Annotated in this window: 20 protein-coding genes, 2 tRNA genes and 1 other annotated feature; of the genes, 4 read left to right on the top strand and 18 right to left on the bottom strand. The window is 51.2% G+C overall.

Annotation, left to right across the window (positions count from 1 at the left end):
- Positions 1-200: 200 nt before the first annotated feature.
- The 6 genes from leuS to K3T82_RS07585 all read right to left on the bottom strand — a co-directional run bounded on the left by leuS (position 201) and on the right by K3T82_RS07585 (position 7,527).
- Positions 201-2,669: a leucine--tRNA ligase gene (leuS, locus tag K3T82_RS07610; RefSeq protein ID WP_220192881.1), complete on the bottom strand. Its 2,469-nt coding sequence runs from the start codon at positions 2,667-2,669 to the stop codon at positions 201-203.
- A gap of 244 nt (positions 2,670-2,913) precedes the next feature.
- A tRNA-Ala gene (locus K3T82_RS07605) sits at positions 2,914-2,989 on the bottom strand.
- A gap of 314 nt (positions 2,990-3,303) precedes the next feature.
- Positions 3,304-3,379: transfer RNA gene (locus K3T82_RS07600), tRNA-Ala, on the bottom strand.
- Between the two features lie 93 nt (positions 3,380-3,472).
- Positions 3,473-4,819 (bottom strand): polysaccharide deacetylase family protein, encoded by a 1,347-nt coding sequence (locus K3T82_RS07595; protein WP_220192880.1) that lies wholly within the window; start codon positions 4,817-4,819, stop codon positions 3,473-3,475.
- A gap of 238 nt (positions 4,820-5,057) precedes the next feature.
- Positions 5,058-6,482: a dihydrolipoyl dehydrogenase gene (lpdA, locus tag K3T82_RS07590; RefSeq protein WP_220192879.1), complete on the bottom strand. Its 1,425-nt coding sequence runs from the start codon at positions 6,480-6,482 to the stop codon at positions 5,058-5,060.
- Entirely contained in the window at positions 6,472-7,527 is a 1,056-nt protein-coding gene (locus K3T82_RS07585) for an alcohol dehydrogenase catalytic domain-containing protein (protein ID WP_220192878.1), read from the bottom strand. The genes lpdA and K3T82_RS07585 overlap by 11 nt, the downstream gene beginning before the upstream one ends.
- A gap of 471 nt (positions 7,528-7,998) precedes the next feature.
- Between K3T82_RS07585 and K3T82_RS07580 the strand changes: the two genes are divergently transcribed.
- A complete protein-coding gene (locus tag K3T82_RS07580) occupies positions 7,999-8,196 on the top strand; it encodes a hypothetical protein (protein ID WP_220192877.1) in 198 nt (65 codons plus the stop codon).
- Positions 8,197-8,355: 159 nt separating this feature from the next.
- On the opposite strand, the gene K3T82_RS07575 is transcribed toward K3T82_RS07580, so the two are convergent.
- On the bottom strand, positions 8,356-9,066 hold the full coding sequence (locus tag K3T82_RS07575; RefSeq protein WP_220192876.1) for a metallophosphoesterase family protein: 711 nt from the start codon (positions 9,064-9,066) through the stop codon (positions 8,356-8,358).
- A gap of 439 nt (positions 9,067-9,505) precedes the next feature.
- The gene (locus tag K3T82_RS07570; protein ID WP_220192875.1) at positions 9,506-10,630 is read right to left on the bottom strand and encodes a hypothetical protein; all 1,125 of its coding nucleotides are present in this window, start codon (positions 10,628-10,630) and stop codon (positions 9,506-9,508) included.
- 360 nt (positions 10,631-10,990) lie between these two features.
- Between K3T82_RS07570 and K3T82_RS07565 the strand changes: the two genes are divergently transcribed.
- Positions 10,991-11,485: a metallophosphoesterase family protein gene (locus tag K3T82_RS07565; RefSeq protein ID WP_220192874.1), complete on the top strand. Its 495-nt coding sequence runs from the start codon at positions 10,991-10,993 to the stop codon at positions 11,483-11,485.
- A gap of 53 nt (positions 11,486-11,538) precedes the next feature.
- On the opposite strand, the gene serS is transcribed toward K3T82_RS07565, so the two are convergent.
- The 6 genes from serS to rbsK form a co-directional block, all read right to left on the bottom strand.
- Positions 11,539-12,819, bottom strand: coding sequence for a serine--tRNA ligase (gene serS / locus K3T82_RS07560; protein ID WP_220192873.1), 1,281 nt, complete (start codon positions 12,817-12,819; stop codon positions 11,539-11,541).
- A gap of 164 nt (positions 12,820-12,983) precedes the next feature.
- Positions 12,984-13,200, bottom strand: a binding site (T-box leader).
- A gap of 98 nt (positions 13,201-13,298) precedes the next feature.
- Entirely contained in the window at positions 13,299-14,396 is a 1,098-nt protein-coding gene (locus tag K3T82_RS07555) for a hypothetical protein (RefSeq protein WP_220192872.1), read from the bottom strand.
- A 39-nt stretch (positions 14,397-14,435) separates the two neighbouring features.
- Positions 14,436-15,446 carry a 3-keto-alpha-glucoside-1,2-lyase-like domain-containing protein gene (locus tag K3T82_RS07550; RefSeq protein ID WP_220192871.1) on the bottom strand — a complete coding sequence of 337 codons (1,011 nt, stop codon included), beginning with the start codon at positions 15,444-15,446 and terminating at the stop codon, positions 14,436-14,438.
- Between the two features lie 646 nt (positions 15,447-16,092).
- Positions 16,093-16,404, bottom strand: a complete 312-nt coding sequence (locus tag K3T82_RS07545; RefSeq protein WP_220192870.1) for a metal-sulfur cluster assembly factor — start codon at positions 16,402-16,404, stop codon at positions 16,093-16,095.
- 216 nt (positions 16,405-16,620) lie between these two features.
- Positions 16,621-17,550 carry a nucleoside hydrolase gene (locus tag K3T82_RS07540; protein ID WP_220192869.1) on the bottom strand — a complete coding sequence of 310 codons (930 nt, stop codon included), beginning with the start codon at positions 17,548-17,550 and terminating at the stop codon, positions 16,621-16,623.
- Entirely contained in the window at positions 17,525-18,475 is a 951-nt protein-coding gene (rbsK, locus tag K3T82_RS07535) for a ribokinase (RefSeq protein ID WP_220192868.1), read from the bottom strand. Before rbsK ends, K3T82_RS07540 begins: the two co-directional genes overlap by 26 nt.
- A 294-nt stretch (positions 18,476-18,769) precedes the next feature.
- On the opposite strand from rbsK, the gene K3T82_RS07530 reads away from it, so the two are divergent.
- Entirely contained in the window at positions 18,770-19,489 is a 720-nt protein-coding gene (locus tag K3T82_RS07530; protein ID WP_220192867.1) for a response regulator, read from the top strand.
- Between the two features lie 11 nt (positions 19,490-19,500).
- Here the strand turns inward: K3T82_RS07530 and K3T82_RS07525 are convergent, their stop codons facing one another.
- Positions 19,501-22,665, bottom strand: a complete 3,165-nt coding sequence (locus tag K3T82_RS07525; protein WP_220192866.1) for an AAA domain-containing protein — start codon at positions 22,663-22,665, stop codon at positions 19,501-19,503.
- 188 nt (positions 22,666-22,853) lie between these two features.
- Here K3T82_RS07525 and K3T82_RS07520 point away from each other — a divergent pair, with 188 nt between their 5' ends.
- Entirely contained in the window at positions 22,854-24,056 is a 1,203-nt protein-coding gene (locus tag K3T82_RS07520; RefSeq protein ID WP_220192865.1) for a DUF711 family protein, read from the top strand.
- Between the two features lie 52 nt (positions 24,057-24,108).
- Here the strand turns inward: K3T82_RS07520 and K3T82_RS07515 are convergent, their stop codons facing one another.
- The 3 genes from K3T82_RS07515 to K3T82_RS07505 all read right to left on the bottom strand — a co-directional run bounded on the left by K3T82_RS07515 (position 24,109) and on the right by K3T82_RS07505 (position 26,297).
- The gene (locus K3T82_RS07515) at positions 24,109-24,768 is read right to left on the bottom strand and encodes a GAF domain-containing protein (protein WP_220192864.1); all 660 of its coding nucleotides are present in this window, start codon (positions 24,766-24,768) and stop codon (positions 24,109-24,111) included.
- Positions 24,769-25,043: 275 nt separating this feature from the next.
- Entirely contained in the window at positions 25,044-25,562 is a 519-nt protein-coding gene (locus tag K3T82_RS07510) for a universal stress protein (RefSeq protein WP_220192863.1), read from the bottom strand.
- A gap of 426 nt (positions 25,563-25,988) precedes the next feature.
- Positions 25,989-26,297, bottom strand: coding sequence for an ATP-dependent Clp protease adaptor ClpS (locus K3T82_RS07505; RefSeq protein WP_220192862.1), 309 nt, complete (start codon positions 26,295-26,297; stop codon positions 25,989-25,991).
- Positions 26,298-26,479: the final 182 nt, after the last annotated feature.

Raw genomic sequence — 26,479 nt, 5'->3', positions numbered from 1 at the left:
AGAAGGAGGTAACTCGCATGTGTGTCTCTTTGGGCCCTACTAAAATAGACGTATGAGGGTTACATATTGGGTGTTTGTGGACTAGTGGTAGCCAAAAATAAAGATTCTCTTCCATAAACATTTCGGAGGCTCTTTTCATGCCCTGAGAAAGAGTATGAAAAGAGCCTCCGAAATGTTTATGGAAGTAAGCGTTCGCCTGTTTAGCGTGTGTTACGAATGACGACATTCGCCAGGCGACCTGGAATATAGATGACCTTCTGTACCGTGGCATCACCAATGAAGGAGAGAACCTTCTCATTGGTGAGGACCAGTTTACGCACATCTTCTTCGCTGATGCTTGCGGGTGCCTCAATGCGTTCGCGGACCTTGCCATTCACCTGTACAACCAGGGTAAAGCTCTCATCGTGCGTCATGTCCTCATCAAAGGCGGGCCATGCTTGCAGATGGATCGTTTCCTTATGCCCTGTCAGGTGCCAGAGTTCCTCGGTAATGTGAGGAGCCAGGGGGGCCAGCAGTTGCATCATGCTTTCGAGTGTGCGCTGGAAGGCCGCCGTCTGTGCCACTGGCTCATTCTGCTGCTTGATGAGCGCATTGTTGCACTCCATCAGAGCAGCCAGTGCCGTGTTAAAGCGGAAGTTGCTCAGATCTTCCGTGACACGTTTAATTGTCTTGTGCCGCAGGCGCTCAATGGCCTTGCTTTCATTGGTCTCTTTTGTGCTGGAGTGTTCGGACCATGTATCGGTTACCAGGCTCCAGAAGCGATTCAGGAAGCGCCACACGCCCTCCAGATTCTCGGCCTTAAAGGAGCCACCAGCCTCGAAGGGGCCAATAAACATCATGTAGCAGCGTACTGTATCAGCACCGTAGGCATCAACATATTTGTCTGGCGGCTCCACATTCCCGCGTGACTTCGACATCTTTTGTCCATCTGGACCCAGGACCATGCCCTGATGGAACAGGCGCTTGAAGGGCTCGCCAAAGTTCAGGTGCCCCATGTCGCGTAGAGCCTTGGTAAAGAAGCGAGAGTACAGCAGGTGCAGAATGGCATGCTCAATGCCGCCAACATATTGGTCAACTGGCAGCCAGGTGCGCATCTTCTCCTGGCTCCAGGCTTCCTGGTCATTATGTGGATCAGGATAGCGTAGGTAGTACCAGGATGAACAGATGAAGGTATCCAGCGTATCGGCCTCGCGTGTGGCTGGTCCACCACAAACGGGGCAGGTAGTGTTGAGGAATGACTCTTCATAGCGCAGTGGTGACTCGCCAGTTGACTTGAACTGGACATTCTCCGGCAGCTTGACTGGCAACTGGTCCTCGGGTACCGGCTGCATACCATCTTTTTCGCAGTAGACGATAGGGATGGGACAGCCCCAGTAGCGCTGACGACTAATCAGCCAGTCGCGCAGGCGGTAGCTAATCGTGGCTTTGCCGAGGTCTTGGGCCTCGATATGCTGGATAATCTTATTTTTTGCCTCGTCACCGGTCGTTCCATTAAAGGTGCCTGAGTTAATCATGACACCCAGAGCCTCTTTGGCCTGGTCCCAGGTCGCGGGATCGGTGGGTTCTTCATCCTCAGCGATAACCACCTGGCGGATGGGTAGATCGAATTTGCGCGCGAACTCGAAGTCGCGCTGATCGTGGGCGGGTACACCCATAACCGCGCCCGCGCCATACCCCATCAGCACGTAGTCGGCGATCCAAACAGGAATTTCCTCGCCGCTCACAGGATTAGTGACGTACCCGCCGGTAAAGACTCCGCTCTTGCCTGCGTTCATGCGCTCAATCTCAGTCAAACGACCTGCCTGCTCGACGTAGGCGTCCACAGCGGCTTTATGCTCAGGTGTCGTAATCTTGTTCACCCAGGGATGCTCGGGAGCCAGCACAAAGAAGGTCACGCCGTAGATGGTGTCGGGTCGGGTCGTGAAGACCGGAATTTCTTCGCGTTTGCCATCGATAACCGCGTTAAAGCGAATTTCCGCGCCCTCACTACGCCCAATCCAGTTACGCTGCATAGTGATGGTCTTCTCAGGCCACTCAACATCTTCAAATTTGAGCAGTTCCTCAGCGTAGGCGGAGATCTTCAGTAGCCATTGATCGATTTCGCGGCGCTCGACGATGCTTCCGCAACGCTCACAGGTGCCATCGGCCAGAACCTGCTCATTAGCCAGGGTCGTGTTGCAGCCGGGGCACCAGTTGGCGGGTGCCTTGGTGCGATAAGCCAGGCCCTGTTTGAAGAATTGCAGGAAGAGCCACTGAGTCCACTTATAGTAATCTGGTAGGCAGGTAACGACCTCGCGAGACCAATCCCAGCCCGCGCCCATCGCCCTGAGTTGCTTGCGCATATTCTCGATATTTGCCAGTGTCCATGTGCGTGCTTGAATACCACGCTTGATGGCGGCATTCTCGGCGGGCAGACCAAAAGCATCGAAGCCGATAGGCTGCATGACGTTATAGCCTTGCATGCGTTTCATGCGCCCAAAGGCATCAAAGGCAGAGTAGTTATACCAGTGCCCCATATGCAGGTCCCCAGAGGGATAGGGGAACATTACCAGATGGTAGAAATTGGGTTTTGGCGATTGATCGTCGGCGCGATAAATGTAATCGCTTTCCCATTGTGCCTGCCATTTGTTCTCAATAGCTTTGGGATCGTATTTGGTCCGCGTAATCATCAACAGATGCCTCCAGAATAAGTGAGCGAGACAGAATATGCGTGCATGTGTCTATTATCAGCAGAGACTTCGAAGTCCCTGCTGATGGGAGAATTTGTTACGTTTAAGTGCTTTATAGTGCCTTCCTTATTTCTATTCGGTTGGCAGCAAGAAATGAGAAGAGAGCACTAAAAAAACCTTTCATCCAAGGGACGAAAGGTTTTCCGTGGTACCACCCTGCTTTGTAGTCGAGACAGAATGGAAATGGTGGACCTGAGGGGACTCGAACCCCTGACCTTCTCCATGCCATGGAGACGCTCTACCAGCTGCGCTACAGGCCCATGCAAGGTATTAAACTATTTCGCTATCTGTCTGCGACTAACTCTCATTATACGCTATAACGGGCGCCCCGACAAATGCTAGCAACTCAAACAACGCAGATACGTTATTGATTACTTCACATCTGTAGCTCACAGGTGAGTTCAGTCAGATATGTATAGCCTCGCACCAACCGGCTACTCTCTGTTCGATAGTGACCTACTACTCCTGCTCATTGCTATCGTTTTTGTCGTGTTTACTATACCACACTTGTTAGCGATTTGCAAGGCTTTTGTAGAAGGTTTTAGGACCTTCGAACAATTTGCCGAAAAGTGCTTGGTGGAGATGAGGGGGCTCGAACCCCTGACCTCGACAGTGCGATTGTCGCGCTCTTCCAGCTGAGCTACATCCCCTTGACGGATAAGATAATATCATACTCGCCTCATCTTGTAAACCCCTTTTCAGGGCTGAATTTCAGGATCTTGTAAAAGTCGCTTGCTTCCCTGCTACCAGGGAATACTATCGGCAAAGGTGTCGAGAGCATCGCGACCGTCGACACGGATACGTAGAAGTTCCTGTGGATGCAGGCTATCCTGCGTGATGCCAGTTTCGCCGGGATCGGTTGTGGAACCTACATAACCAACCTGAGTCAGCAGCGCTATAATCTCCTGGCGTAGAGCCAGGCTGCCATGGCGGAAAGGCTCGCCAGAAGGGTAGCAGAACTGTTGAATGGGAATCTTGAGGTGATGTTGCAGGATTGTGCGCGAGTCCTCAAGTTCTTTACGGGCGTTGGCTGGAGAGTTGAGATAGGTATCGCCGATATCGACATGGTTTACGGTATGTGAGCCAATCTGCATGCCTCCAAGTTGCATGGCTTGGATCTGTTCCCATATAGCCTGCCCTTTCCAACCGACCTTACCTGCAATGATGTAGAACATCCCGCCGAAGCCATATTTTCGCAAGATTGGATAGGCATTGTTATAAGCATCATTATAGCCATCATCAAAGGTGATAATTACGGAATTCGTTGGCAGAGGACCATTGTAATAGAGTGCGTCGAAGAGCTGATTAAAGGTAATGGAATGGGCATGGTGCGCTTTGAGATATGCGAGCTGTTGGCTAAACATCTTTGTAGTGACGGTAAGACTCTTGCTGAGCGCATCATTCGTTGGTGTATCCGAGATATGGTGATACATGAGAATGGGAACTTTTACCTGGTGGGGGGTGGGGTGCAGCGGAGGAATAATAGGAGCTTCGAGATCAATCGGGCCACCATTGAGGATTTGCCAGTGCGCATGGGCGTCTTTGGAAAGGTACATGGGAATGTTGCGATACAATTTGCCTGGATTTAGGATGGTGGGATTTATGATCTCCAGGCCTTTTGCTGCATGACGAGTTGCATCCGTAGGGAAAATCTGGAGCGTTACGGGAATTTCAGTCACCTGCTTGTATTGATGCATATTTTCGGGATTGGTCCAGGAGCTTAGAGGAATCTCTTCCCCAAGGGTATAGCCCGCAATAGTATAGCCCTGGAAGCGACTCTGCCAGTAACTAGCATAGACGTTTTGCCTCGACCAGATGCTTTGTGTCTGGGGCTGAAGCATGCTCCACATGGTCTGGTAATCGCGTTGTAAGAAACTTTGGAAGTATTTGCCTGCCGCATCGCTGGCGTTCGGTATGTGGGGTCGCGTAATCTCTGGACCATGAATGATTGAGTGTGTTTGTAGTGGTGGGAAGAGCACAGTGTAAACCCATATGCCAGAGGTGCTCAGTAGGAGTACAGTCGCGATGAAAGTCAGGCTCCAGGCCAGGAAAAGGCGTTTCTGACTTTTGGGGGCAAGCGTTTTGTCCATGATCCTCGCCTATCACTGATAATATACAAAACAACTATCTCATAGTGGCTAAGAGCAGCATAAATAATCTGTACATAGAAAATCTTAAATATAAATTAGATCTACTATTTAGACGCTGTAATAGGGGACTTGTTACTGTCAGATTTTCAATATAGGAGGAATGGATAGAAGAAGCGAGGAAACGGCGAAGAACTTCCAGAGAAGCTCTTCGCCGAAGGTGGATATTGAAAAGGATAGATTAGCGCGCGCGTGCTGGCTGCTTGGGACCAATATGAATGGGACGGCCCTCAACAGTCAGGATTGCCTCGCGGATACCTTCGCTAAGGGTTGGGTGAGGATGGATAGTGTCGATGATTTCATCCACTGTCAGCTCACCGTGCATTGCGATAGAGAATTCGCTGATCAGATTGGTCGCGTCTGGTCCAATAATGTGTGCTCCCAGGATTTCACCATATTTGCCGCGAATGACTTTAGTAAAGCCATCCGTCTCGCCAATGGCGACTGCCTTGCCAATGGCGGCCCAGGGGAAGCGTTCAACGCGTGCTTCGGGGTCCTTCTCCTTGGCCTGAGCTTCGTTCAAGCCCACAAAGGCGATTTCTGGGAAGGTGTAGATGGGATTGGGAACGACGTCATAGTTCATGTGCGATTCATGGCCCATCGCGTTATCAGCGGCTGTTTCGCCCTCAGTTGAGGCCACATGTGCCAGACCCGCGCCCTTTGTCAGGTCGCCAATGGCGTAGATACCAGGAAGATTGGTCTCCATCTTCTCATTGACGCGTACGCGACCGCGATCCATATCAAGCCCCTGCTCAATGAGGTGCTCAAGTCCCATGGTATTGGCGCGGCGGCTGACTGCCATCAGAACATACTCGCCATTAAAGGTCTGCTCGCCCTTGTCGCTGGTTGTCTTGACCTTCTTTTGCTCGCCATCGTCTTCAATACTCTCGACACGGGCATTGGTGACAATATTGATGCCACGCTTGGTCAGGATGCGCACGAGCAGGCGGCGAACCTCTTCATCGACGGGAGCCAGGATATTGGGGAGCATCTCTAGAACAGTGACCTTGCTTCCAATCGCACTGAACATGCAAGCTAGTTCGATACCAATGACGCCTCCACCAACGCAGATGATGCTCTCGGGGACGCTGGGCAGGTTCCAGCAGGTGTCGCTATTAATAACGTTTCGTCCATCGACACCGGGCATGGGAGGAATAAGTGGAACGGAGCCAGTAGCAAGGATGACCTTGTCCGCCTCGAATTCCTCATGTGAGCCATCCTCTTTCTGGACTGAGACTGTGCGTGAGGCATCGACGGTGCCCAGTCCATCGTAGACCTCGATATTATTCGCCTTCATCAGACTACCGACACCGCTGGTCATGCGCTTTACGACTTTATCTTTAAAGGCGACTGCTTTTGACATATTGAAGGTAGGAGGCTGAGCCAGTTCGATCCCCAGATCACCTACGGTATCCATACTATGAAGCACTTCAGCGACGTGGAGCATCGCTTTGGAAGGGATGCATCCTACATTCAGGCAGGTGCCACCAAGATACTGTTTCTCGACAATCGCGACTTTTGCCCCTAGTTGTGCTGCGCGGATGGCGGCGACATAGCCCCCAGGTCCTGAGCCAATTACGGCTACATCATAGTGTTTATTTGCCATTGGTTTCTCCTGTTATTTGAAAGTATATTTTTAATGCGGATCGTTGTCGCATATGTTGTACTCCCTCTTGAAAACGCTCAAGAGGGAGGTGATGGCTGATAAGATCAGCGACACGTACCTCGCGCGTGTTGAGAAGATCAAGCGCGATCCGTAGGTCCTCGGGCGAGGATGAGTAAGTACTGATGAGACTAAGCTCGCGCTGATAGAGTGTTTCTGGATTGAATGGGATGTCGCCGGTGTGAGCGGCGAAGACATTGAGTGTTCCACCCGCCCGTAGACCGGTAAGCGCTTGTTGAAATGGTAGGGCTCCTGGCACTGTGAGAATGGCGGCATCTGCCCCCCGCCCCTCTGTGTACTCTCGCAGCAGATCATGTAGCCCCTCAATTGCTGTAGGAGCATGCGCGACCTTGTCCGCGCCTAGCGCTAAAGCTCTATCCAGGCGCTCGGGAAGAATATCGATGCCATAGACTTGAAGACTCAGTCCGGAGCGGCGAGCAAGCGCCTTGACTGCCTGGAGCATGAGCAGACCGATAGAGCCGAGACCAACCACGACGATGCAATCTCCATCATGCAGAGGTGTGCGACGTACAGCGCGCACGCAGCAGGCAAGTGGCTCGGTGAATGAGCCTTCCTCGGCGCTCAGTGTCTCAGGAAGTAGGAGCGTCGTGTGTTGTACATGCGGCGCTGGCACGCGTATATATTCGGCGAGCCCGCAGGGGTCGATGTTCGACGCCTTAAAGGCCGCGCACATCGAGACATTGCCTCGAAGACAATAGTGACAGTTTCCACAAGGAACATGATGCGCGACAACCACGCGCTGTCCCTCCTGGAAACCGCGTACCGCTTTACCCAGGGCCACGATACTGCCTGTTAGCTCATGCCCAAGAACAACGGGTGGCGGTGCCTTGCGCGTTATTTTCAGGATATCTGATCCACAGAGACCACAGCCATGCACACGTACGAGTAGCTCATGTTCGTTGATGGCTGGTACTGGTACCTGTTCGACTTGAATATGGTTATAGGAGTGGTAAATAACTGCTTTCAAGCCACACCTGGCTCCTTCTGTTTGTGACGTTGCTCTGCATCTTTCTCCTTTTAAAGCCTTATGTGAAACCCAACGTCGCTGGTCGCGGCTAGCGCTCCCGCGTTCAGGATTTTGGTTAAGGAGCAAAGGAAGGAGAAATAAAATTCCCTGTCAAGTATATCACGTTCTGCTTTAAACCGCTGTACATCGAAGATAACACCAGGGAAGAAGACTTTGATCAAGCCTGAGTGGCCTATTTGGACTAGTTGGAAGAATATGGAATGCTAACAGGGACTGCCAATCGTTTTTCTAAGTAAGAGACTTACACAACTACTCTCTATCTTATGCCTGATTCGTTACATTCTCCAACGCATGAGGCTATTATGCAGAAGGACCGCAAACCTTTCGCGGAGAAGAATGCCAGGGTATATCTATGAGTAGGCATGTTTGACTCGGTCATGTTGTATCGATCTATCAAGAGGAACAGAATTTATGGCTACTACAGGAGAATTGCGTGCTATTATTGAGGATTTAGAATTGGTGGATATTGGCGATGCTGCAACCTATCTAGGTGAAGAGGCCAATGTCGGAGGAGGAGATGTCGCGCTCTCTGAGCAGATCATTTTGCCGTTGCTTAATGATCTGAAGTGTGGTTGCGGACGGGAAGAAGCCTGTTCGTTAATGCTCTAAAAGCAGGCAGTGGGTATAAAGTGGTGTGAGTATACTAACTAAAAATCTATACTAAAAACACTCTATTATAGGTCTTAAAAACTGTAGCCCCATCGTCATACACTTTGGCGATGGGGCTACAGTTTTTAGGAAATGGTTTGAAGACCTCATTGAACAGTTTCAATAACGAGCGTTACTCAGGATCTTCGCGCGTTTATCAGAGTAGGGAAGACTACTTTTCTTGAACTGTTTCAGAACCTTATTGAGTGGGTATTCTATGCGGCGAATTTCTCCTTCCCAGGCGGCCTGGTTCCAGGTGAGGATACCGTAGGACGCGCGTGTATCCTCGTCACGTGGTAGTCCACAGCTGCCAACGTCGAAGAGCAGCAGATGTCGCCACTGACGGATGTAGGGGATATGAATATGTCCAAAGGCAAGTGCGCCAATGCTATCGTCAATGTTGCCCAAAAGCTGTTCTAGCTCTTGGTCCTCCGCTGTGGGAAAGAGGGCTTGCTCCATATCTTGAGGGTTGGCGTGGACGACGAGAACATCACTGCCTTCAGGATTAGTAACGCGATGTGAGAAGGGAAGCCGGGCAAGATAGTCAATGCCTGCTGTTCCGATTTGCTCACGCGTCCACTCAATGATACTGCGTTTCTTTGGACCACTGGCCCCGTTATCATCGACTACTTCTTGATCAACATTTCCCTGGATAACGGGGCAATGCAAACTTTGTATGAGTTCTAGCACCTCTTTGGGGCGCGGTCCATTTAAGCAGAGGTCGCCCGCGATGACAATTTGATCGATGCCTGGTTGCTTTTGAAGGTCCTTAAGAACTTCTTCCAGGGCTATCTCGTTACCATGTATATCTGAGATAATAGCTATGCGCATATCGCTTCATCCATTTTGCTAGGTACTCCTTATCCGGAAACCTGAGCGGGCCGTGTCCAGCGGCGCCGTGCCCTCGTATGAGGGTTGGTTTTCGAATAAGCCCGTAGCTGCTTACGCCTCTCCTTGTCGGATGCTTCATGGCGCGAAAGTGTTGTTCCTAATTTGGTATGGACACCATACAGCCTTAAACTTGATGCATAGACATTATATCTCAGAGAGCGGGTGGAGATGGTGAGCTATAATAAGCCCAGAATCGCTATGGCAACTCAGCTGTCTAGCCAGGAACCAGATGTACGATATATTGCATCGAAGCTATATCATGTGCGCATATGCAAAGTGGAAGAAACTGTGGAGTGCTGGTGAACGACTGCGCCCGGTTGTCTCTTTGTAGACAACCGGGCGCAGTCGAAGCCTAAGCCTTCAGGCGGGGGAAGGGACTTTACCTAAGATTTCTTGGCTGAGAACCTAGGCGTTGCAACAATTCCCTATGTAAACTAGCAATTGAAAGTGTAAGCGGAGCCAGGGCGGTTTTTGTTTGATGGGGAGTAAGTGGCTGTTCGGGATAACGGATGGTGCGTTGCACTGTTTCATTGTAAGCCATAAGGGCTTCCTGTAGCTGTGCCAATTCATGCTCTCTGTACTGAGCGCGCTGTAAGCGTGTCCAGAGGGTATTGAGGATGCCTACCAGAGGCCAGAGCACTTTTGCCGTAGGATAGGGAATGCGTTCCCCCGTCCGACCATTCATCGTGCTGGTATGGGCCTGTACGATTTGCTGGATGCTCTCCTCCAGTTCACGTTTGGCCTCTGCTTCAATCTCGTTCTGCTGGGCGGTTGCCCGCTCAATGTTCGCGATAAACTCCGCTTGATAGCTCTGGCGGACCGCTTTGGAAACGTTTGCGAGCAAGAATGCGGAAACACCGGTAAGGAACATAATGAGGATAAGAGGTCGTACAAGGATCCCCATAAAGCCTTCGTGACCAAGCAGATTTGTAAATTCAGGAGTGCGTGGCTGATAGGTAAGATCCAGGACGACAAATATGCAGTCAAGAATTGCGATCACCCAGATTGCGCGAACAGGCAGAACAGCAAGCGCAAGAAGTATTACCAGCGCAAACATATCATAAACTTGTAATGCTGTTTCATTGAGCGGTGTTGTAGTCAAGATGTAATATATCATCACAAATTGAAGGGGAATGGTAACGAGCAACCCTGCAATAAATACATGACCAGCTCGATTAAACAAGGGTGCAATTATATACAAGGCCACTACACCCAAAAGCACCTGAAATAAATAGGGATTTGGCATAGTAAGGGATGTTATAGTTCCACCTACTAACATCGGGAGGAAAACGAGAGCCACCACACTTACTGAGCGTGCTCGGCGATATTCCTCACGCCGTGGTACGGTCGCGTCTTCCGGTGGTGCTGGCGGACTGGCAACCGAATGCCACCAGTTCATAAATTTTGAGCCGGATGATTTTTTTGTGGGTACAATTATAGCCTCTTGTGGAGACAACGACCCTTCTGATTGCGAAGTTTTGTCGGATGAATAAAAGTTGTTCATCTTTTTTCTCTCCTGTGAGTAGGTCGGGATGAAAGAATACTTTCTTCACCGCCGTGCTGGTAATAGCCCCACGTTCAACGCTTGATATAGATAATGCCAGCGCTCAATAGAGATAAGGAAAAATGCGTAAGCGCCTTATGGGCCTATGGATACCTTTTTTACCTTAATCATATTAACATAATTATGTAGAAATAAGCTAGTTTATCCTGAATAAATAGGAGTATCAACAGGTGCTCAACAATGTGCTGCATAAGCAAAAAAGAGAAAAGACGATATTCTCAGAGAGTGAGTGGAGGTAGTGAGCTATAATAGGCACAGAATTGCTATGACAACTCAGTTGTATAGTCAGGAGCCAGGTGCATGATACATCGCATTGGAGTCATTTCAGATACGCATATGCCGCCGCATAAGCGCCTGCCGGAGAGCCTCTGGCAGATTTTTGATGATGTCGAGCTAATTATTCACGCTGGTGATCTCTCAACTCTGGCGGTAGTCGCGGAACTGGAGACCATTGCGCCAGTTGTTGCAGTACAGGGGAACGTGGAGCGTGATGATGTGGTGACTAAATTGCCGATCAAACGAGAGATTAAGGTTGGTGGTGTGCGTATTGGCATTGTCCATATTCTGGGAGAGAGTAAGTACTATGCCCGGACAGCGCGACGTGAATTCCCCGATGCGCGTGTAGTGGTCTTTGGTCATAGCCATGTGCCATATAATGAGGAGTATGAAGGGGTCTTGCTCTTCAATCCAGGTAGCACTAATGAGCGAAGGCGCCAGCCGACATGCAGCGTAGGGATGCTAATTATTGATGATGAAACCATGCATGTGCAAGGTGAAATTATTTCCCTAGAGTAGGAGTGGAGCACCAGTGAGCAACTCCACTCCAATAGGGCATATGGTGCGCTTACTTAGCGCCCAATATACTCCTGCCCTCCCATATAGGGGCGTAAGGCTTCGGGAATGCGAATGCTGCCATCGGCCTGCTGATGTGTTTCCAGCAGGGGGATGAGGATGCGCGGCGAGGCGATAGCGGTATTGTTGAGTGTATGGACGAAATGGACTTTTCCCTCAGCGTCACGATAGCGAATATTCGCGCGGCGAGCCTGCCAGTCATGGAAGTACGAACACGAATGGGTCTCGCGATAGCGGTTCTCGCTGGGAATCCAGCATTCGATATCGTGCATGCCAACCTTACCGTCACCCATATCGCCGGTGCAGACGTTTACAATGCGGTAGGGAAGCTCAAGGGCCTGGATGAGCTCTTCGGCATTGCGTTCCAACTCCTCAAACCAGCGCACCGAAACCTCATGATCGGCCTCACAGATGATATACTGCTCGACCTTGTTGAACTGGTGAATACGGAAGACGCCGCGCGTATCCTTACCGTAGGTTCCTGCCTCCTGGCGGAAGCAGGGGCTATAGCCAACAAAGGTGAGTGGGAGCTCCTCGGCCTTTAAGATCTCGTCCTTGTACATGCCAGTGATCGAAACCTCAGCAGTTCCTACGAGATAGAGATCCTGCCCCTCAACTTCATAAACCTGATCACGCCCCTTGGGGAACTGACCATTGCCAACAAAACAGAAGTCGCGAGCCATCGAGGGCACGATGACGGGTGTATAGCCCTTGCGTGCCAAACGGTCGAAGGCGAAATTCATTAGTGCCAGTTCCAGGCGCGCGGCATCGCCTTTGAGCGCGTAGCTGCGGCTTCCCGCTACTTTTACCGCGCGCTCGATGTCGACCATATTGAGTCGTTGCATTAGATCGTAATGGTCGAGCGCAGGGAAGTCGAATTGAGTCTTCTCCCCCCAGTATTTGATGGGAACATTGTCGTCCTCATCTTTGCCGACCGGGGTGCTGGGATCGGGAATGTTGGGCACGAGTAGGAGCAACTGATAACGCTCTTCCTGAAGCTGTGTCAGAAGAGGCTCTTTCTCTTTGATACTCTCCGAAAGCTGCTTCCCTTCGGCGATGTACTGGTTGCGCAGCTCTACGTTCTTCTCTTTGGCCGCCTGCTGAATCTTTTTCGATAGCGCGTTTTGTTGCGCGCGTGCCTCCTCGACTTCATGCTGGAGTGTGACGACACGCCGGTCCAGTTCCAACAAGGCGTCGATGTCTATTGTATTGTTCTTGAGTCGCGCGGCCTCTTTGACCGTGTCGGCGTTATTGCGAATAAAGGCAAGATCAAGCATAGAGAGACTCCTTCAGGGTAAGGGTCGGGCTTACTCCTCCTGTGAAAAATGAGTGCGTCAGTATGCGTCGCGTTTACGATGCTACTGTCCTCTAAGGAGGGCTGGCTGGGAACGACCCCGGTTTGTAGAAACCCTTAAAAAGACAATAAAAAAACGCCGTGTCCTGAAAGGACGACGACGGCTGATGTGCGTTATCGTGGTACCACCTTTGTTCATTCACTCAGGGGAGTGAACCTCATGAATGCCTGATAACGGAGGCGAACCGTAGCACTCTTCGTGTAGGCTCTCGGGTGGATTTCATCTTTGCGTACTACTGCGTCGCACCGACCCGCAGTTCTCTGAAATGTCGCATAGGGTACTTGTCCCGATCATAGCCATTTATATGCTGGTTTGTTCTGTATAAGCAGATCTGCTACTTCGCGTATACTTACAAGTTAGGGTACCAGTTCGCTTGTGCTTTGTCAAGTGGTGAAAGAGATTTAGATCTTCCAGGCCTGAGCATCACTAAAGGTGGCATCGATGGGAATATCTGATTGAAGGACGGCTACACCCAGATGCCCCGAGGCAAGGGTCGCATCTTGAGCGCTGCCCAGGAAGGTATCATTGGCGAAGAGGTAGAAGATATCACCTTGCGCGAGGATTGCGAGGCGATTGGATTGCCCCAAACCCTGTGAGATGATATTGGCTGTATCTCGACCGCTAAAGAGGGTTTGGTGCTGTCCATTGCTCTGATAGAGGTCGAGCCCATACGTTCCATCAATGCCAACCCCAAAGAAATAGTACTGGTCACCATTATTATTGGCGCGGAATATCAGGCCCGCTCGGTTGCCATTGCCAGTGTTGACGCTGACCTGAGCTGAGTAGAGCAGATCCGTGTATGTGCTGGCTTGCGAGAGGCAGGGCTGAATATAGCCACGCTTGGCGACAAAGGCATGGTATCCGCTATCTGTGAAGACACAGCCAGTACTTGTATTGCCGCCGATGTCCCACTCTCCATCGCCGTCGCGATCTATCAGTGGATCGTCCAGGTTCGGGGTCTTCTCAGTGGTTTCTGTAAGGAGGCTTTCGAGTGCGGTAGCAGTTGCCGTAGCATCCTCTGATGCTACTGTGGCTTGTGCTTGTGTCTGTGCCTGTGAAGTGGCGGTCGCATTGATGTTAGCCTGGACGGTATTGATGGCATTTACGGTGCTTTGAGTGCGAGCCTGAGCGGTGTTGACGACATTCTGGGTCCACTGAGCCTGGACGGTCGCGAAAGTGTGGCTTGCGTGGCGATAGTCAATGCTGGTGGTATAGGTAATAAATCCGAGGCCACTGAGAATGAGGAGTATAGCAAGCGTAAGGGTTAGTATCTGTAAGCGATCCAGGCGTCGTTGGCGTTTGAGCATACGCTTGCGCTTCAGGTCTAAATCAGCCAATCGAGAATCAAAGTTGTTGGTAGGAGTGGAGGCGGAATCCTCTGGATATTCGACTTGTTTCGTGGATGTCGGCATAGCGAGAATAGTGCGACCTTCCTCCTCAGAGGTGGTCGTAGAGCTCTTTGATTCAGGCTGTTGAGAAGGCTTGCCAGATAGTCGCATGAGAGACGAATTGACTCCATTCTAAAGAACACTATGACGCTAGAGTTGCCAGACCCGGGCGTTAGTATACGCGACATCGGTAGCGTTGGTCAGGTCGCTAGCAAGGAGACCAATCTGTCCCGATGTATAGGTTGTGTCCTGTGTTTGCCCGACATATTGCTTATTAATATACAGAGAAATAGTACTTGCGCGTGCGATAATAGTTACGATATTGGTCTGGTTTATACCCTTTTTGATAGTGTCTACGCGATCATAGAAAAGATTACGGCTCTCATTGTTACTCTGGGTAGCATAGAGGGCTGCGATGCCATCGCGACCAACGCGGAAATAGTAGAATTTCGATGCAGTGTTGTCCCCCCGAAAGATTATTCCCCCCTCGTCGCCAGAAGTGATGGTCATTTCTACCTCAAAGACCATATCCGCGAAGTTGCTGGCAAGAGCGAAGCAGGGGACATAATAATTCTGGCGCTGCACACTGGCATGCAATGCGCCATCGGCGAAGAAGCAACCACCCCCACCCTGAGCATTATAGATTTCCCAGTTTGCGCTATCCTGTGCGGCAAGAGGGGATTGGAACGTAGGGACACCGCTGGTTGCTTGATTATATATGCCTTGAAGGGCTGTGGCGGTCTGCTGGACCTGGGCTGTGGCCTGGGTGCTGACGGTGGCGGTCGCATTAATGTGTGATTGCGCGGTTTGAGTCGCCTGTGTCTTTGCGGTAGTGGTTGCAGCTTGAATGGTTGCCGTAGCCATGGCATCAGCCTGCGCGGGCAGCTCGAAGCCTGCGTAGTAGGTGAGCCATGCTCCTGTCCCAACCGATATCAGAAGCAGGACTGAAAGTGTTGCAAGGGCCCAGAAGGGGAGCTTGCGGCGTGTAAGTTCAGGTATTGTGTAGGCTATGGTGGGTGGAGAGGGATATCTATAGGAATCGAAATTTTGAATATTTGGATGTAAGGATTGCTCTTCTTGAGAAGCCACGACGGGTATAGATGAAGGCGGGGTAGGTGTGACAGGTGAGGAGAAACTCTGGTATGTCTTATAGTCTGACATGAATGCTGAAGAATGATTACGAGGCCTGACCTTGGTACTCAACGAGTCGCTAATAGTGTGTGTCTGGGCACCTGCTGGTGAAGTTGCCGTGGGTGCAGACGTAGTATAAGCATAACTCAAGGACGCGGAGCCCGGAAGGGTTCGCCGGCCGCAATCTGGACAGAATACCGCTGCTGTTTGAAGGGGGGTACCGCAGACAGAGCAATTCTGCATATGTGCAAACTCCAATATGGTTGAACGTAAGACGATAGGAAAGCGTGTACATTCTATAGGGTATCCTCGTCATCCACACCACATTTTTTGACCTCCGCGCGATGCTATCGGCATCGCTGAGTCGCATTACCTGGATAAGTGTAGCACAAAGCCTGCTTTTGTACAGCAAACGGTATTTTGTTACTATTCGCCTCTTCCTCATACTATGACTAACTCGTCCTGGAAAAGGTCTCCAAAAGTTTCGCGCGAAACTTTTGGTATCGATCTGGTCAAGTGAAGCCATACAATTAGTAATTCTTTTGAACAGGGAAGTGATAGCATTTTTAATGGGCAATGGGAGTCGGCAAAAATAGAAAGAGTTTGCCTGGTCGCTAATAATCAGGCAAACTCTTATTACTTGAGAGTATATACTTGAGAGTATAGAATGATCTACTTAGATCATTCCCAGTTCCCATTTTGCGTCTTCGGTCATGCGGTCAGGGGACCAGGGGGGATCAAAGGTCAGATCAACCTTGCAGGCGTTCACATTCTCGACCTGCTTGACGCGTGTCTCTACCTCTTCCATGACTTCTCCAGCCATGGGGCAGCCAATGGCGGTCAGCGTCATTGTGATCCCTACGTTGCCTTCTTCTTGATTGAGATCAACGTTATAAACCAATCCCAGGTCAACGATATTGACGGGAATCTCGGGGTCATAACATTCGCGCAGGGCGTCCATCACTTCTGCTTCATTAATTTGCGCCATCGTGGGCTCCTTTGTATCGGTTGCGCTCAATTTAATCCGAGCGTATTAGTCGGAATAGTTCTTCCTTACTATATCGTATAGGATCGCTTTTGTCAAAATAAAACTTCTTTGTGAGTGCTCGTTACCTGTGAGTCTTGTTAAGCCAGGAGTGGGTATGGATGCCCTGAAGAGTGCTCTGTATAAAGTGCTGATGAACGGTCCATTCGGATATGAGCTCTATGGATAAGCCTGGCTCATACGCTCGAAATAGAATTGCGTAAAGCGTTCGGCATCGACCGCGACCGAGCCCAGAAGATTCGCTTTTTCAGGATGCTTGAAGTCCGCGACTGTCTCGCCCAGAGTGAGTGTACCCTGAAGTTCGACGTCGACATAGGCGGGTTCCCACGTAATGAGATCAGAGTAGATGGCGGCGGCAAGGCAGAGTGGATCATGCATATGGAATTTCTTCGATGTTTCGTTTGCCTGGAAGACATCGAAATAAAAATCAGTCATCTGGCGGATGGCTTGTTTGATGGCTCCTCCATAAGATGTGAATTCGGCAAAGCGGGTTTGACTGATGCTCACCTGATGGGTAGCGTCTAAGCTAACAAGGCGTAGAGGCCAGCCAGCATGGAAGACAGCATGCGCGGCGTGTGGATCGCAATAGATATTGAATTCGGCGGCAGGCGTGACATTGCCGGGAACGCGTAAAGCGCCTCCCATGATATAGACCTCGCGCACGGCGTGCGCTATGCGGGGCTCTTTGCGTAGAGCCAGAGCCAGATTGGTCAGTGGGCCTACCGCTACCAGGGTGATCTCTCCGGGTGCGCTCATGATCTTCTCAATAATGAGATCGACGGCGTGCTGGCTCACCGGTTGAATCTGGGGATCGGGTAGCGTAAGTGAACCGAGGCCAGTGCCGCCATGCACCAGTGCCGCATCTACATAAGGCACGACGAGAGGGCAAGAGGTTCCAGCGGCGACCGGAATATCCGTGCGACCAGCCAGTTCTAACAACGTGAGCGCGTTACGTGTTGTTCTCGCAAGTGGCACATTTCCGCAAACGGTGGTAATGGCCTCGAGAGTTATCTCGGGCGAAGCCAGAGCGAGAAAGAGTGCGAGGGCATCATCGATGCCTGGATCAGTGTCCAGAATTAAGCGAAGCAAGAACATCCTCCCGGTTGGGTAAGCCTGATTGAGCGCCGAAGCGCGTGACTTTGAGTGCGCTGGCGTAGGCTGCGAAGCGCAAGGCATCTTCCGCGCTTTGCCCTTCGTTGAGTGCAACAGTTAGCGCGCCGACAAAACAATCTCCCGCCGCTGTTGTGTCCACAGGTTGAACCTTAGGAGCGGTCTGATAGATGCAGCGTGATTGATTGTCAGTATCGTGTGTGACTAGAATCGCGCCGCGCTCACCAAGCGTAATAACAACGGTTGCAATGCCATAGTCATGTAAGACAGTGGCTACGATGCGCGCGTCTTCTACTGTTTTAACCTGCTGCCCACTCAGGTGGCTTGCCTCAGTCTCATTCACGACTAAAACTGAGAGCTTGCGCAGGACTTCACGCGGCAATGATTGAGCAGGGGCAAGATTAAGAACGACGGATACTTCAAGTTCATGGGCTGCCTCGATGAGACGTGTAACCGTATCCAATGGGATTTCGAGTTGGAGTACCAGTGTTTGAACGGTTGGTAGTGCATCTATGATGCGCTGATACTGATCCTCATCATTTCCAACACGCATGTTCGCGCCAGCCGCGACAACAATGGCATTGTCACCTTCCCGTGAGAGAAAGATAAAGGCAGCGCCACTAGCCTCTTGTTTATCTTTGACGATGAGTTTGGTATCGATTCCCTCGTTCTCAACTGCGGATAGCAAACGCTCGCCAAATGTATCATGCCCGACGCGTCCTGCCATCATGACAGGAGCTCCCAGGCGGGCCATGGCGACAGCCTGATTTGCGCCTTTGCCACCTGGCTCAAATTTGAGAGAATCACCCCCCAATAGTGTCTCTCCCATGCGTGGTAAATGGGGAACACGTACCACCTGATCCATATTAAGGCTACCCACAACAAGGATACCCTTTGCGGCCATTATATTCTCCTTATTCTATGTTTATCAACATCTGTGTGTTTGGATTGTGTCAGTAAGTGTCATCTATAGCTACTATGACGAATGACTCACACCAAAGGATACCGTATAGTGGAGTCATATAGCAATGGGGGCGGAGAGAAAGCCTGAATGAATGGTTGAAATATATAGTAAATAGAGTACAATAATCATTAGCGATATATCTCACTTAAAAGAGACGAGATGATGTGTTTTTGGAAAGGGCCACAATGCTTGATTATGTATGTATATAGAAGTGGCTGAGGGAGGAAGGTGTATATGACGCTCCAGGTAGAGGGTATGCTTGGGAGTAGACGAAAGGCGAGTGGGAGTGGCGAGCGCGGAACCTATATCCGTATTGTAGTGGCGGATAATCAGCGCCTGTTTCGTGAGTGTGTGGCTGGAATGTTGGAGCGCGAGCAGACATTTACAGTGGTGGGGCAGGCCAGTAATGGGCTAGAGGCACTGGAACTGGCGGAAACCTATAAGCCAGATGTATTATTGATGGATGTTCAGATGCCTCAAATGGATGGCATTGAGGCGTTGCGGCGTATCAAAGAGGAGTGGCCCCAGATTCGTGTGATCTTGCTTTCCGCGTATACTATTGACGAGCGTGTTGTTGAGGGCCTCAGTGCAGGTGCCAGTGGTTATCTCTTAAAGGATAGCTCTGCTGAGGGCGTGGTGGCAGCTATACGCGCAGTATATGCAGGTGAGCAGGTTATGACGCCCCGTGCTACTGGACACATGATGCAGATGTATGGGCAGGAGCCGGAAGGGCAGATTGCGCCTGCTACAGGTCTGACCAATCGTGAGGTTGATGTCTTGATGCATATCGCCAGAGGCTTAATTCCCAAAGAGGTTGCGCGTCGGATGCAAGTGACTGAGAAGACAGTACGCAACCATATTAGCAGCCTCTATCGTAAGCTAGACATATATGACCGTTCGCAAATCGTAATTTATGCTATTAAGAAGGGCCTGATTGATGTGCGTGACGTCTGACTCCTCCTTGTTCAGGAAGAAGGAGTCAGAGCGTGAGTGCCAGTTGGAAAGACCGTCTTCATACTTCGGCAGTAGGTAATCAAGCGGCTGAAGAGCGGAAGCTGTTCGAGCGCGGATACTGAGCCAACTAGAATGAGTTTGCGTTGCGCGCGCGTCAAGGCCACGTTCAGGCGATGTGGATTGGTCAGGAAGTCGCGTCTCTGGCTCTTGAGGGCTGGTTCCTGGCTGGTCGCGAAGGACATGATGATTACCATGCGCTCACCTCCCTGGAAGCGATCCACCGTATCTACGCTGAGAGGCGTCCCTGGTGGTAAGCCTTGCCAGCCACCGGCGGGATCGCTGCTGAAGAGGTGGCGGCGGATGTTCGCAACCTGGGCACGGAAGGGGGCTATAATGCCGATCTGTTCAGGCGCGATCTGCTGCGCCAGTAAACCCTTGACGATAGCCCGTATGGTTCTCGCTTCGGGATCACTGACCTTTTCGCGGGGAGCTCGGTCGTCTGTTTCGGCCTCCGGAGGCACGTCAAGAAAAATCAGGGGCCGTTGTGGTCTGAGGGCATCAGCTATGAAGGCTGCCTCAGTTTTTTGGGTGTTACGGCGTGGCAGTGCGATTCCCGCGAGTTCTAGCTGGCGGTCGGCGACTGAAGAATGAGCGAGCAGTTTACGCTCATAGAAGACGGTCGAGGCAAAGTTCGAAATCCACTTGTTCATGCGGTACTGGGTAAGCAAGGGAACGCATGCGCTGACCGCTAATGGTTGGTCTTGCGTATAGTCATCGTCCATGCGTTTTAATTGCTCGAAGAGTGATGTACTAAGCCCTTGAAGCGCGGCCTCCTGGCTCAGAACCAGAGGCGGGAGTTGCTTCTCATCTCCTACCAGAATGAAGCGTCGTGCGAAACGGAGCGCGCCCAGAATCGCGGGTACCGTGAGTTGACCAGCCTCGTCAATGATCGCGACATCAAATTCCAGCCCAACCTGTCCATTCACCGCATCCTCGGGCTTCAGCATCCCGGCGGGAAGATACCTATCTGATGACCAGGTAGCGGTTGTTGAGGCCACAACGGGCGTGGTATGAAGCAACGAGTGTATTGCATCGGACGCGAGTGTCTTCCCAGCTAATTCTTTTAGCAGATGCGAGCGTACCTGTTCATTGACACTGCGATCATGCCCCAGGCGAAGATAATGATCAAAGCTCTCACGCTCCAGGCGGAGTAAGACGTTATCAACTGCTTGATTGGTAAAGGCTGCCAGCAAGACGCGTTGTCCCTGCTGGGTTAAGCGCTTGACGATTTCAGCGATTACGCTGGTTTTGCCTGTGCCTGGAGGGCCATGAATGAGTAGATAATCACGCATCTGTAAAGCACGCTCGACGGCCTGATTCTGTTCCGCATTCAGTGCTGCTGTCGGAGTGTAGTCCTGCTGCTTGAAGCGTGGGCGTACTTTTCCTGCAACCAAATCTCGTAGGTGTGGGTCTACGCGTAGCCAGCGCATCAGGTTTTGGAGCGTGCGGACATGCACTAGATCGTTATCATAGCGATCTAGTAAGTCAGGATGCGCAATTAGTTCGCGTGTCCAGATGGTGACTTCCTCGGAACTGATTTTGAGAATGGTACCACTCACAACTTCGCCGCGAATAGGATCACCATCGCTCAACAGGATCTCATCGCCCTCGCGCAGTTCTGAGGTATTCACACAGAGAAACCTCTGTTCCCAGCCATCTTTCTCAATCGCAGCGCTGCTTAGTGGTGTTAGTCCGCGAATGGCTGTGCCTCGCGCCAGACGCTCCTCGACGGGTGTCTTCCACAAAAGCGCTTGCTGGAGACTGCCCTCTCGCCCCTCTAGTTGTAACAGGTGATAGTAGCGCGCGAAGAAATCGCGATCTTCCTGGGTATCGAAATGCCAGGGGCGTTCTCTTTCCGTTCCGCTCTCTGTCAAGATAGGCTCTTCCGAAGTTGGATCGACCGCTGGTAGCTGCCAGTTGAGGAGCGTTGAAAGGTGGTAGCATTGGCTCTGAAGAGAACAGCGATTACAGCGGGAGGGTCCTGGTGGTGTGGTTGGGATGCCAGTTGTATTGCTGAGGACAAGCACATTGCGCCGCTCATTGACGCGTTGAATCTCGCGAATAGAGGCGGGAACACCGAATGCCTGTGCGTGCTGTGGTGTTCCGCTATAAAGGAGCGTCGCGAGAGCCTTTTGCATCTGCGAATCGTGACGAACCATAAGCAGGGCGTGATAGCCATAGACCTGCCAGCGATGTTCTTTACGTGGTAGCTCTCCCTTCGCTCCCCCGGTTTTGAGTTCGAGTAAGCGTTGACGTCCAGATTGACGCCAGAAGAGGTCGAGGCGCCCACGTAAACCAATTTCAGGCGCGAGGAGGAACGTCTCAGCGCGCACCTGATTTGACGCTGTGTCCTGTGTGTTTCCATCTTGCCAGGCGGCAGGCATGTCCCAGAGCGTCGTGCGCTCTGTCTCATACCAGCGGGATAGACTCTCTAGATGAGGGAGAACCTCTTCATGCATCGTCTGCGGCGAAACTCCCAGCAATGCCAGGTCGATAGCATTGAGTTGTAATGCCTGTTCAAGATGGCGTTGTAAGCTGGAAAGGGGTGATTCCGCCTCTGGGGATTCCGGCGCGAACTTGCCTCGATCATGCTCTTTGAGCAGTTCTTTAAAGCAATAATGGACGAGATTACCACGGATGGTTGCGGCATTGGCGGGTGAGGGGGCCAGACGTTGCAAGAGGTGTTGGCGCTGACAATATTCCGCCTGATTGAGGTCGGTGATGTTCAGCAGCGTATCCGGCTCAAGTACTGCCAGCGTATAGGAGTTGCCACGATAACAGGCGCGTGTCTTATCGCTGTAGATAATCTCAGTGGGTGCGAATGGAAGATGGTAAACACGCAGGCGCAGTGCGAGCGATCTTACCATCTCCCAACGTGCACGTAATTCACGTACGAGGCTCCGATAGTAGCTATCATTCAGATGGACCTCAAGTTGTGTGCTCCCAGTATCGAGGACGAAGATGGCGACACGCTCGCCATTGACCAGGCTCTCTTGTGCCGCTAGAATAACCCCTTCAAGCTCAACGCGAGTGCATGTATGTGTGGGATCGAAGGCGCAAAGAAAGCATTCGGCTTGCTGTACCAGGGCCTCACTCTGTTCGTCTATTTGTGGCATGTGTGCGCCATCCTCTCCTGCATTTTATTCTTACTGGCAGTGTACGCCAGGGCTTGCCCTTCGTCAATTCTTCGCGAGGCGTGATATAGTGGAAGCGACCGGCTTAGCGTACCGGAGACCAGTTCTTACGCTTTGTGAAGAGTCCTATTATTACTCATACATTGATCATGCTGAAAAGAGGAAAGCTCATGGTGGAATCTGTCGATATATCTACTCAAGCGCCAACGATACGAACGATTACGCTGGGGCTCTCTGACCCACATCCGCTTACCACTGCGCATATACAGGAGGCAAGCAGACGGCTGCGTGCGGCTGAGACTCGTCTTAGTGAGGCTGGCTACGAGGTGCAGACTGTGCGTATCTCAACACGTCCTATTTTTGATGATCTCGTGGATTGGTCAGCGACTGCAATACAGCAGTATGTTCAGGAGTTGCAGGGCATGCTGGATGATCACAACCTGACCTATTGTTCGCTTGGTCCAGCGCAAGTTGTGAAACCTGACTTCCCAATGGAGCGGCTCGATATTCTTGCTGACTTGCTTCTTCCAGCGCCTGGTATAAGTGCGACGGTTCAACTGGTCTCGTCAGCGCATGGGTTGCGTGCTGAGGCCGCGCTGCCAACAGCGCGCATTATCCAACGTCTGGCGCGCGAAAGCGAGGACGGTTTTGGTAACTTTCGCTTTGCGATGCTCGCCTGTGTGGAGCCTGGAAGCCCCTTCTTTCCAGCGGCTTATCATGAGGGTGAGAGCAGCTTGAGTGTTGGTTTGCAAGGAGTTGAGATCGTGGCACAGGCGTTGCAGCGGATGCGTGGGCAGAGCTCAGGGCCGCTTGCTCTTGCTCAAGTGAGCGAGGTGGTACGTCAGGCTTTGCAGGAGCGGTCTTGCCCTATCGTTGCAGCGGTACAGAGCCTTGCCGATGAGTTTTGCATCCGTTTTGGGGGCATCGATCTTTCGCCTGCTCCTATGGGCGAGGCGAGTATCGCGGGCGCGATGGAGCTTTGTGGTTATGGTCCCCTGGGGTCGCCTGGATCGTTGGCGGTGGCGGCAGCGCTGACCGCAGCTATCAAGGGGACAGACCTACCAACTTGTGGTTACAATGGGCTCATGCTACCGGTGTTGGAAGATTCGCTTCTGGGACAGCGCTGGGCTGAGCGGCGGATAAATGCGCATCAGCTTCTACTCTACTCAACTGTCTGTGGCACTGGGCTAGATACTATCCCCCTACCTGGAGATTGCTCTACAGAGGAGATTGCGGCCTTGCTCCTCGACGTCGCTACTCTCGCGCTCCGTCTGCGCAAACCGTTGTCTGCTCGTCTCTTCCCCGTTCCAGGTAAGCAAGCGGGAGAAGCGACCGCTTTCAGCTCACCTTATCTCATCAATACCCTGATCTAAAGAAAAAAGAGATGCCAGGATTATTTGCCCTGGCATCTCTTTTTTCTTTAGATCAGACCTGGTAATCGTGATACCGAACTACCGTTTCGAAGGTCGTTGTTGTCTCAGTTGGCTCTACAAGAGATTGTGTCCCCCAGAGCGCTCCCATTACATTATTGTAGGAACTGCGCATGCTTTCGTAGAGGCGCGAGTTTTCAATGGAAAGCGCGGCCAGACTAGCCAGGACTGTCAAGAACTGAATGTCATCTTCTGCAAAGGTTGTTGGTTGTTTGGTATAAACGCGGATGACACCGATGGCTTCGCCTCGAACTTCGAGAGGTACACAGAGTACCGAGACCAGCCCCTCTTGTCTAGCTGCCTCCTGATATTGGAAGCGCGTGTCGTTGCGCACATCTGGCACATAGACGGGAGTGCCACACATCGCCTCATTATCAATTGCGCTATGTGTAAGGTTGACGGGCCCTTTTGAGAGATAATTATCGCTGAGACCATGCACACAGCTCAAAGATAGCTGACCACTCTGGCGATCGAGTAGGCGGAGGGTGCAGGCGTCGATTTGCATGGCCTCGGATGTGCTTGTCACGATGCTTTGAAGCACCTGCTCGGGCTCAAGACTGGAGGTAAAAGTAATTGCGGCCTGGTGGAGAGCTGTATAGTAATCTCTATGAGAACGTTGTGGTTGTTGTTGATGGGTATTTGCGTCTGTAGTCATTGCCTGTAATCTCTCCTGAAGACGTTCTAATAATAAGAATGGACTACGGCCTGCGGTCAAGAACATCTGCCATGGGGCTTATCACTCGGGGGAGCTTTGCCCAGGCAAATGCAAGACATGATATTCTAGACACGAGTATTCTGTTCTTATTGTAACACGAAAGTCTGTTCAGGAGCACAGGATATTCTAGAGCCACAAGTAGTGACTTGTGGTCAGATGCAAGTGTATTCTATCATGCTTGAAGGTTGGAGAGCCGGAAGGCTCTCTCCTTAAGCTTAGTGTGCGATGGCCGGTTGTTGTGGCTGGTTGGCAGGATCCTGCACAAGCCAGACGCGGCATGGAGCGTTGGAAAGCACGTAGGGTACTGTCTTGCCAAGATCAGGTTGGATCTTGTGACAGTTGCGAACCAATCCTATCAAAATTAGCGCGCAATTGTGGTCCTTCGCTTCATCAACAATGGCTGGACCCGCGTCGCGGGCCTGCACAACTTCGGCGACGGCCTGGCAACCAACCTTTTCAGCGATTGCTAAGGCACCCATAAGCAGCTTGTCGGCACGCTCTGATTCTTCAGTTAGCACGGCTTTTAGGGGTAAAGCACGTGGAACTTCAATGACATGCACAAGATGGACCTTACGTTTGGCTCCTTTTGCCATCTGGCAACCCAGGTAAACTAGGTTGGAATCCAGCTTATCACCGCAGAGCACGACAGCAACGTCTCCAGTGGCGCTCTCGCCGAGGGCTGATTTGCTCATCGCTGTCTCTTCTTTGGCCTTGGAGCCCCATAAGTGAACCATAATTGATCTCCTCCTGATGGAGCATGATAAAACAGCATCATAAATTCCCGACTGAACATTCGTCATTTGTCTCTCAAAACCTGAGCGCTGGCAACGATAGTGGTGCCGTGCCCTCTTTCGAAGGTTGGTTTTGTCTGAGGCTATAGGCGAATAAGGGACGATTGGACAGCCTGGTTTTCCATCCTACAGGATTGTAGTACCAGAATGCGGGTTAGTCAATGATACTTAAACGTCTTTGTTTTCTATGCCTGAATGCTAATGAGGGATACCTGAACGATTCATCTCCTTTCATCTACTAATACGCACGCTCATAAGATCAAGTTTCTCCGATCTTTGCGGCATATCGGGCTCATGATGATGGGTGGTTTTCTCATAGTGTGTGTGGCGCAAGACAAAAGGCGGTCAAGCGACCGCCTTACTATAGTACTATTCTGGTTCTATCGTTGCTGTTAACCCGAAGTGCAGAAGACGTTCTTGGTAGAACTCCGCCAGTTCATATGGGCAAACGATCACGATAGCATTCCCGTTGAGATGGGCTGTAAGCATAATCTGTGTTGCTTCCTGCATCGTCAAGGAATTGACTGTCTCTAGTAACGCATTAACGACATGAAACATATCATTAACGTCATCGTTATAGAGAATCACCTTGTACAAAGGAAGCAAACGTGTACGCTCACGAACAATCTCCTTTGGCTTAATTTCTAGCCCTGGAGTCGGGGCCAATTTCTGTGACATTGCGTGCTTCTCTACTCCCGCAAGTATTGTTCAACTTTATCTGTCTTTGCACTGCCAAATTCTATTTTAACCAAGTCAGGCTCATTTTACTAGTCTTGCCACCTTTATTTACTGGGAAGAGATAAAAAGAAATCCCGCCAAAGAGGTGGCGGGAGAGAAGAGGAGGTAGATGTAGGCACAGA

Source organism: Ktedonospora formicarum (genome assembly GCF_016587355.1).
Classification (GTDB): Bacteria; Chloroflexota; Ktedonobacteria; order Ktedonobacterales; family Ktedonobacteraceae; genus Ktedonobacter; species Ktedonobacter formicarum.
The sequence above is the reverse complement of the archived record's forward strand: the minus strand, read 5'-3'. Positions and strand labels throughout refer to the sequence as shown.

Coding starts and splice junctions, on each gene's coding strand:
- rbsK (WP_220192868.1), bottom strand. CDS start 18,475: ATGGCCGCAAAGGGTATCCTTGTTGTGGGTAGCCTTAATATGGATCAG.
- leuS (WP_220192881.1), bottom strand. CDS start 2,669: ATGATTACGCGGACCAAATACGATCCCAAAGCTATTGAGAACAAATGG.
- serS (WP_220192873.1), bottom strand. CDS start 12,819: ATGCTTGATCTTGCCTTTATTCGCAATAACGCCGACACGGTCAAAGAG.
- K3T82_RS07525 (WP_220192866.1), bottom strand. CDS start 22,665: ATGCCACAAATAGACGAACAGAGTGAGGCCCTGGTACAGCAAGCCGAA.
- K3T82_RS07510 (WP_220192863.1), bottom strand. CDS start 25,562: ATGGTTCACTTATGGGGCTCCAAGGCCAAAGAAGAGACAGCGATGAGC.
- K3T82_RS07575 (WP_220192876.1), bottom strand. CDS start 9,066: ATGCGCATAGCTATTATCTCAGATATACATGGTAACGAGATAGCCCTG.
- K3T82_RS07555 (WP_220192872.1), bottom strand. CDS start 14,396: ATGCGACTATCTGGCAAGCCTTCTCAACAGCCTGAATCAAAGAGCTCT.
- K3T82_RS07580 (WP_220192877.1), top strand. CDS start 7,999: ATGGCTACTACAGGAGAATTGCGTGCTATTATTGAGGATTTAGAATTG.
- K3T82_RS07530 (WP_220192867.1), top strand. CDS start 18,770: ATGACGCTCCAGGTAGAGGGTATGCTTGGGAGTAGACGAAAGGCGAGT.
- K3T82_RS07515 (WP_220192864.1), bottom strand. CDS start 24,768: ATGACTACAGACGCAAATACCCATCAACAACAACCACAACGTTCTCAT.
- K3T82_RS07505 (WP_220192862.1), bottom strand. CDS start 26,297: ATGTCACAGAAATTGGCCCCGACTCCAGGGCTAGAAATTAAGCCAAAG.
- K3T82_RS07520 (WP_220192865.1), top strand. CDS start 22,854: ATGGTGGAATCTGTCGATATATCTACTCAAGCGCCAACGATACGAACG.
- K3T82_RS07595 (WP_220192880.1), bottom strand. CDS start 4,819: ATGGACAAAACGCTTGCCCCCAAAAGTCAGAAACGCCTTTTCCTGGCC.
- lpdA (WP_220192879.1), bottom strand. CDS start 6,482: ATGGCAAATAAACACTATGATGTAGCCGTAATTGGCTCAGGACCTGGG.
- K3T82_RS07550 (WP_220192871.1), bottom strand. CDS start 15,446: ATGTCAGACTATAAGACATACCAGAGTTTCTCCTCACCTGTCACACCT.
- K3T82_RS07545 (WP_220192870.1), bottom strand. CDS start 16,404: ATGGCGCAAATTAATGAAGCAGAAGTGATGGACGCCCTGCGCGAATGT.
- K3T82_RS07570 (WP_220192875.1), bottom strand. CDS start 10,630: ATGAACAACTTTTATTCATCCGACAAAACTTCGCAATCAGAAGGGTCG.
- K3T82_RS07565 (WP_220192874.1), top strand. CDS start 10,991: ATGATACATCGCATTGGAGTCATTTCAGATACGCATATGCCGCCGCAT.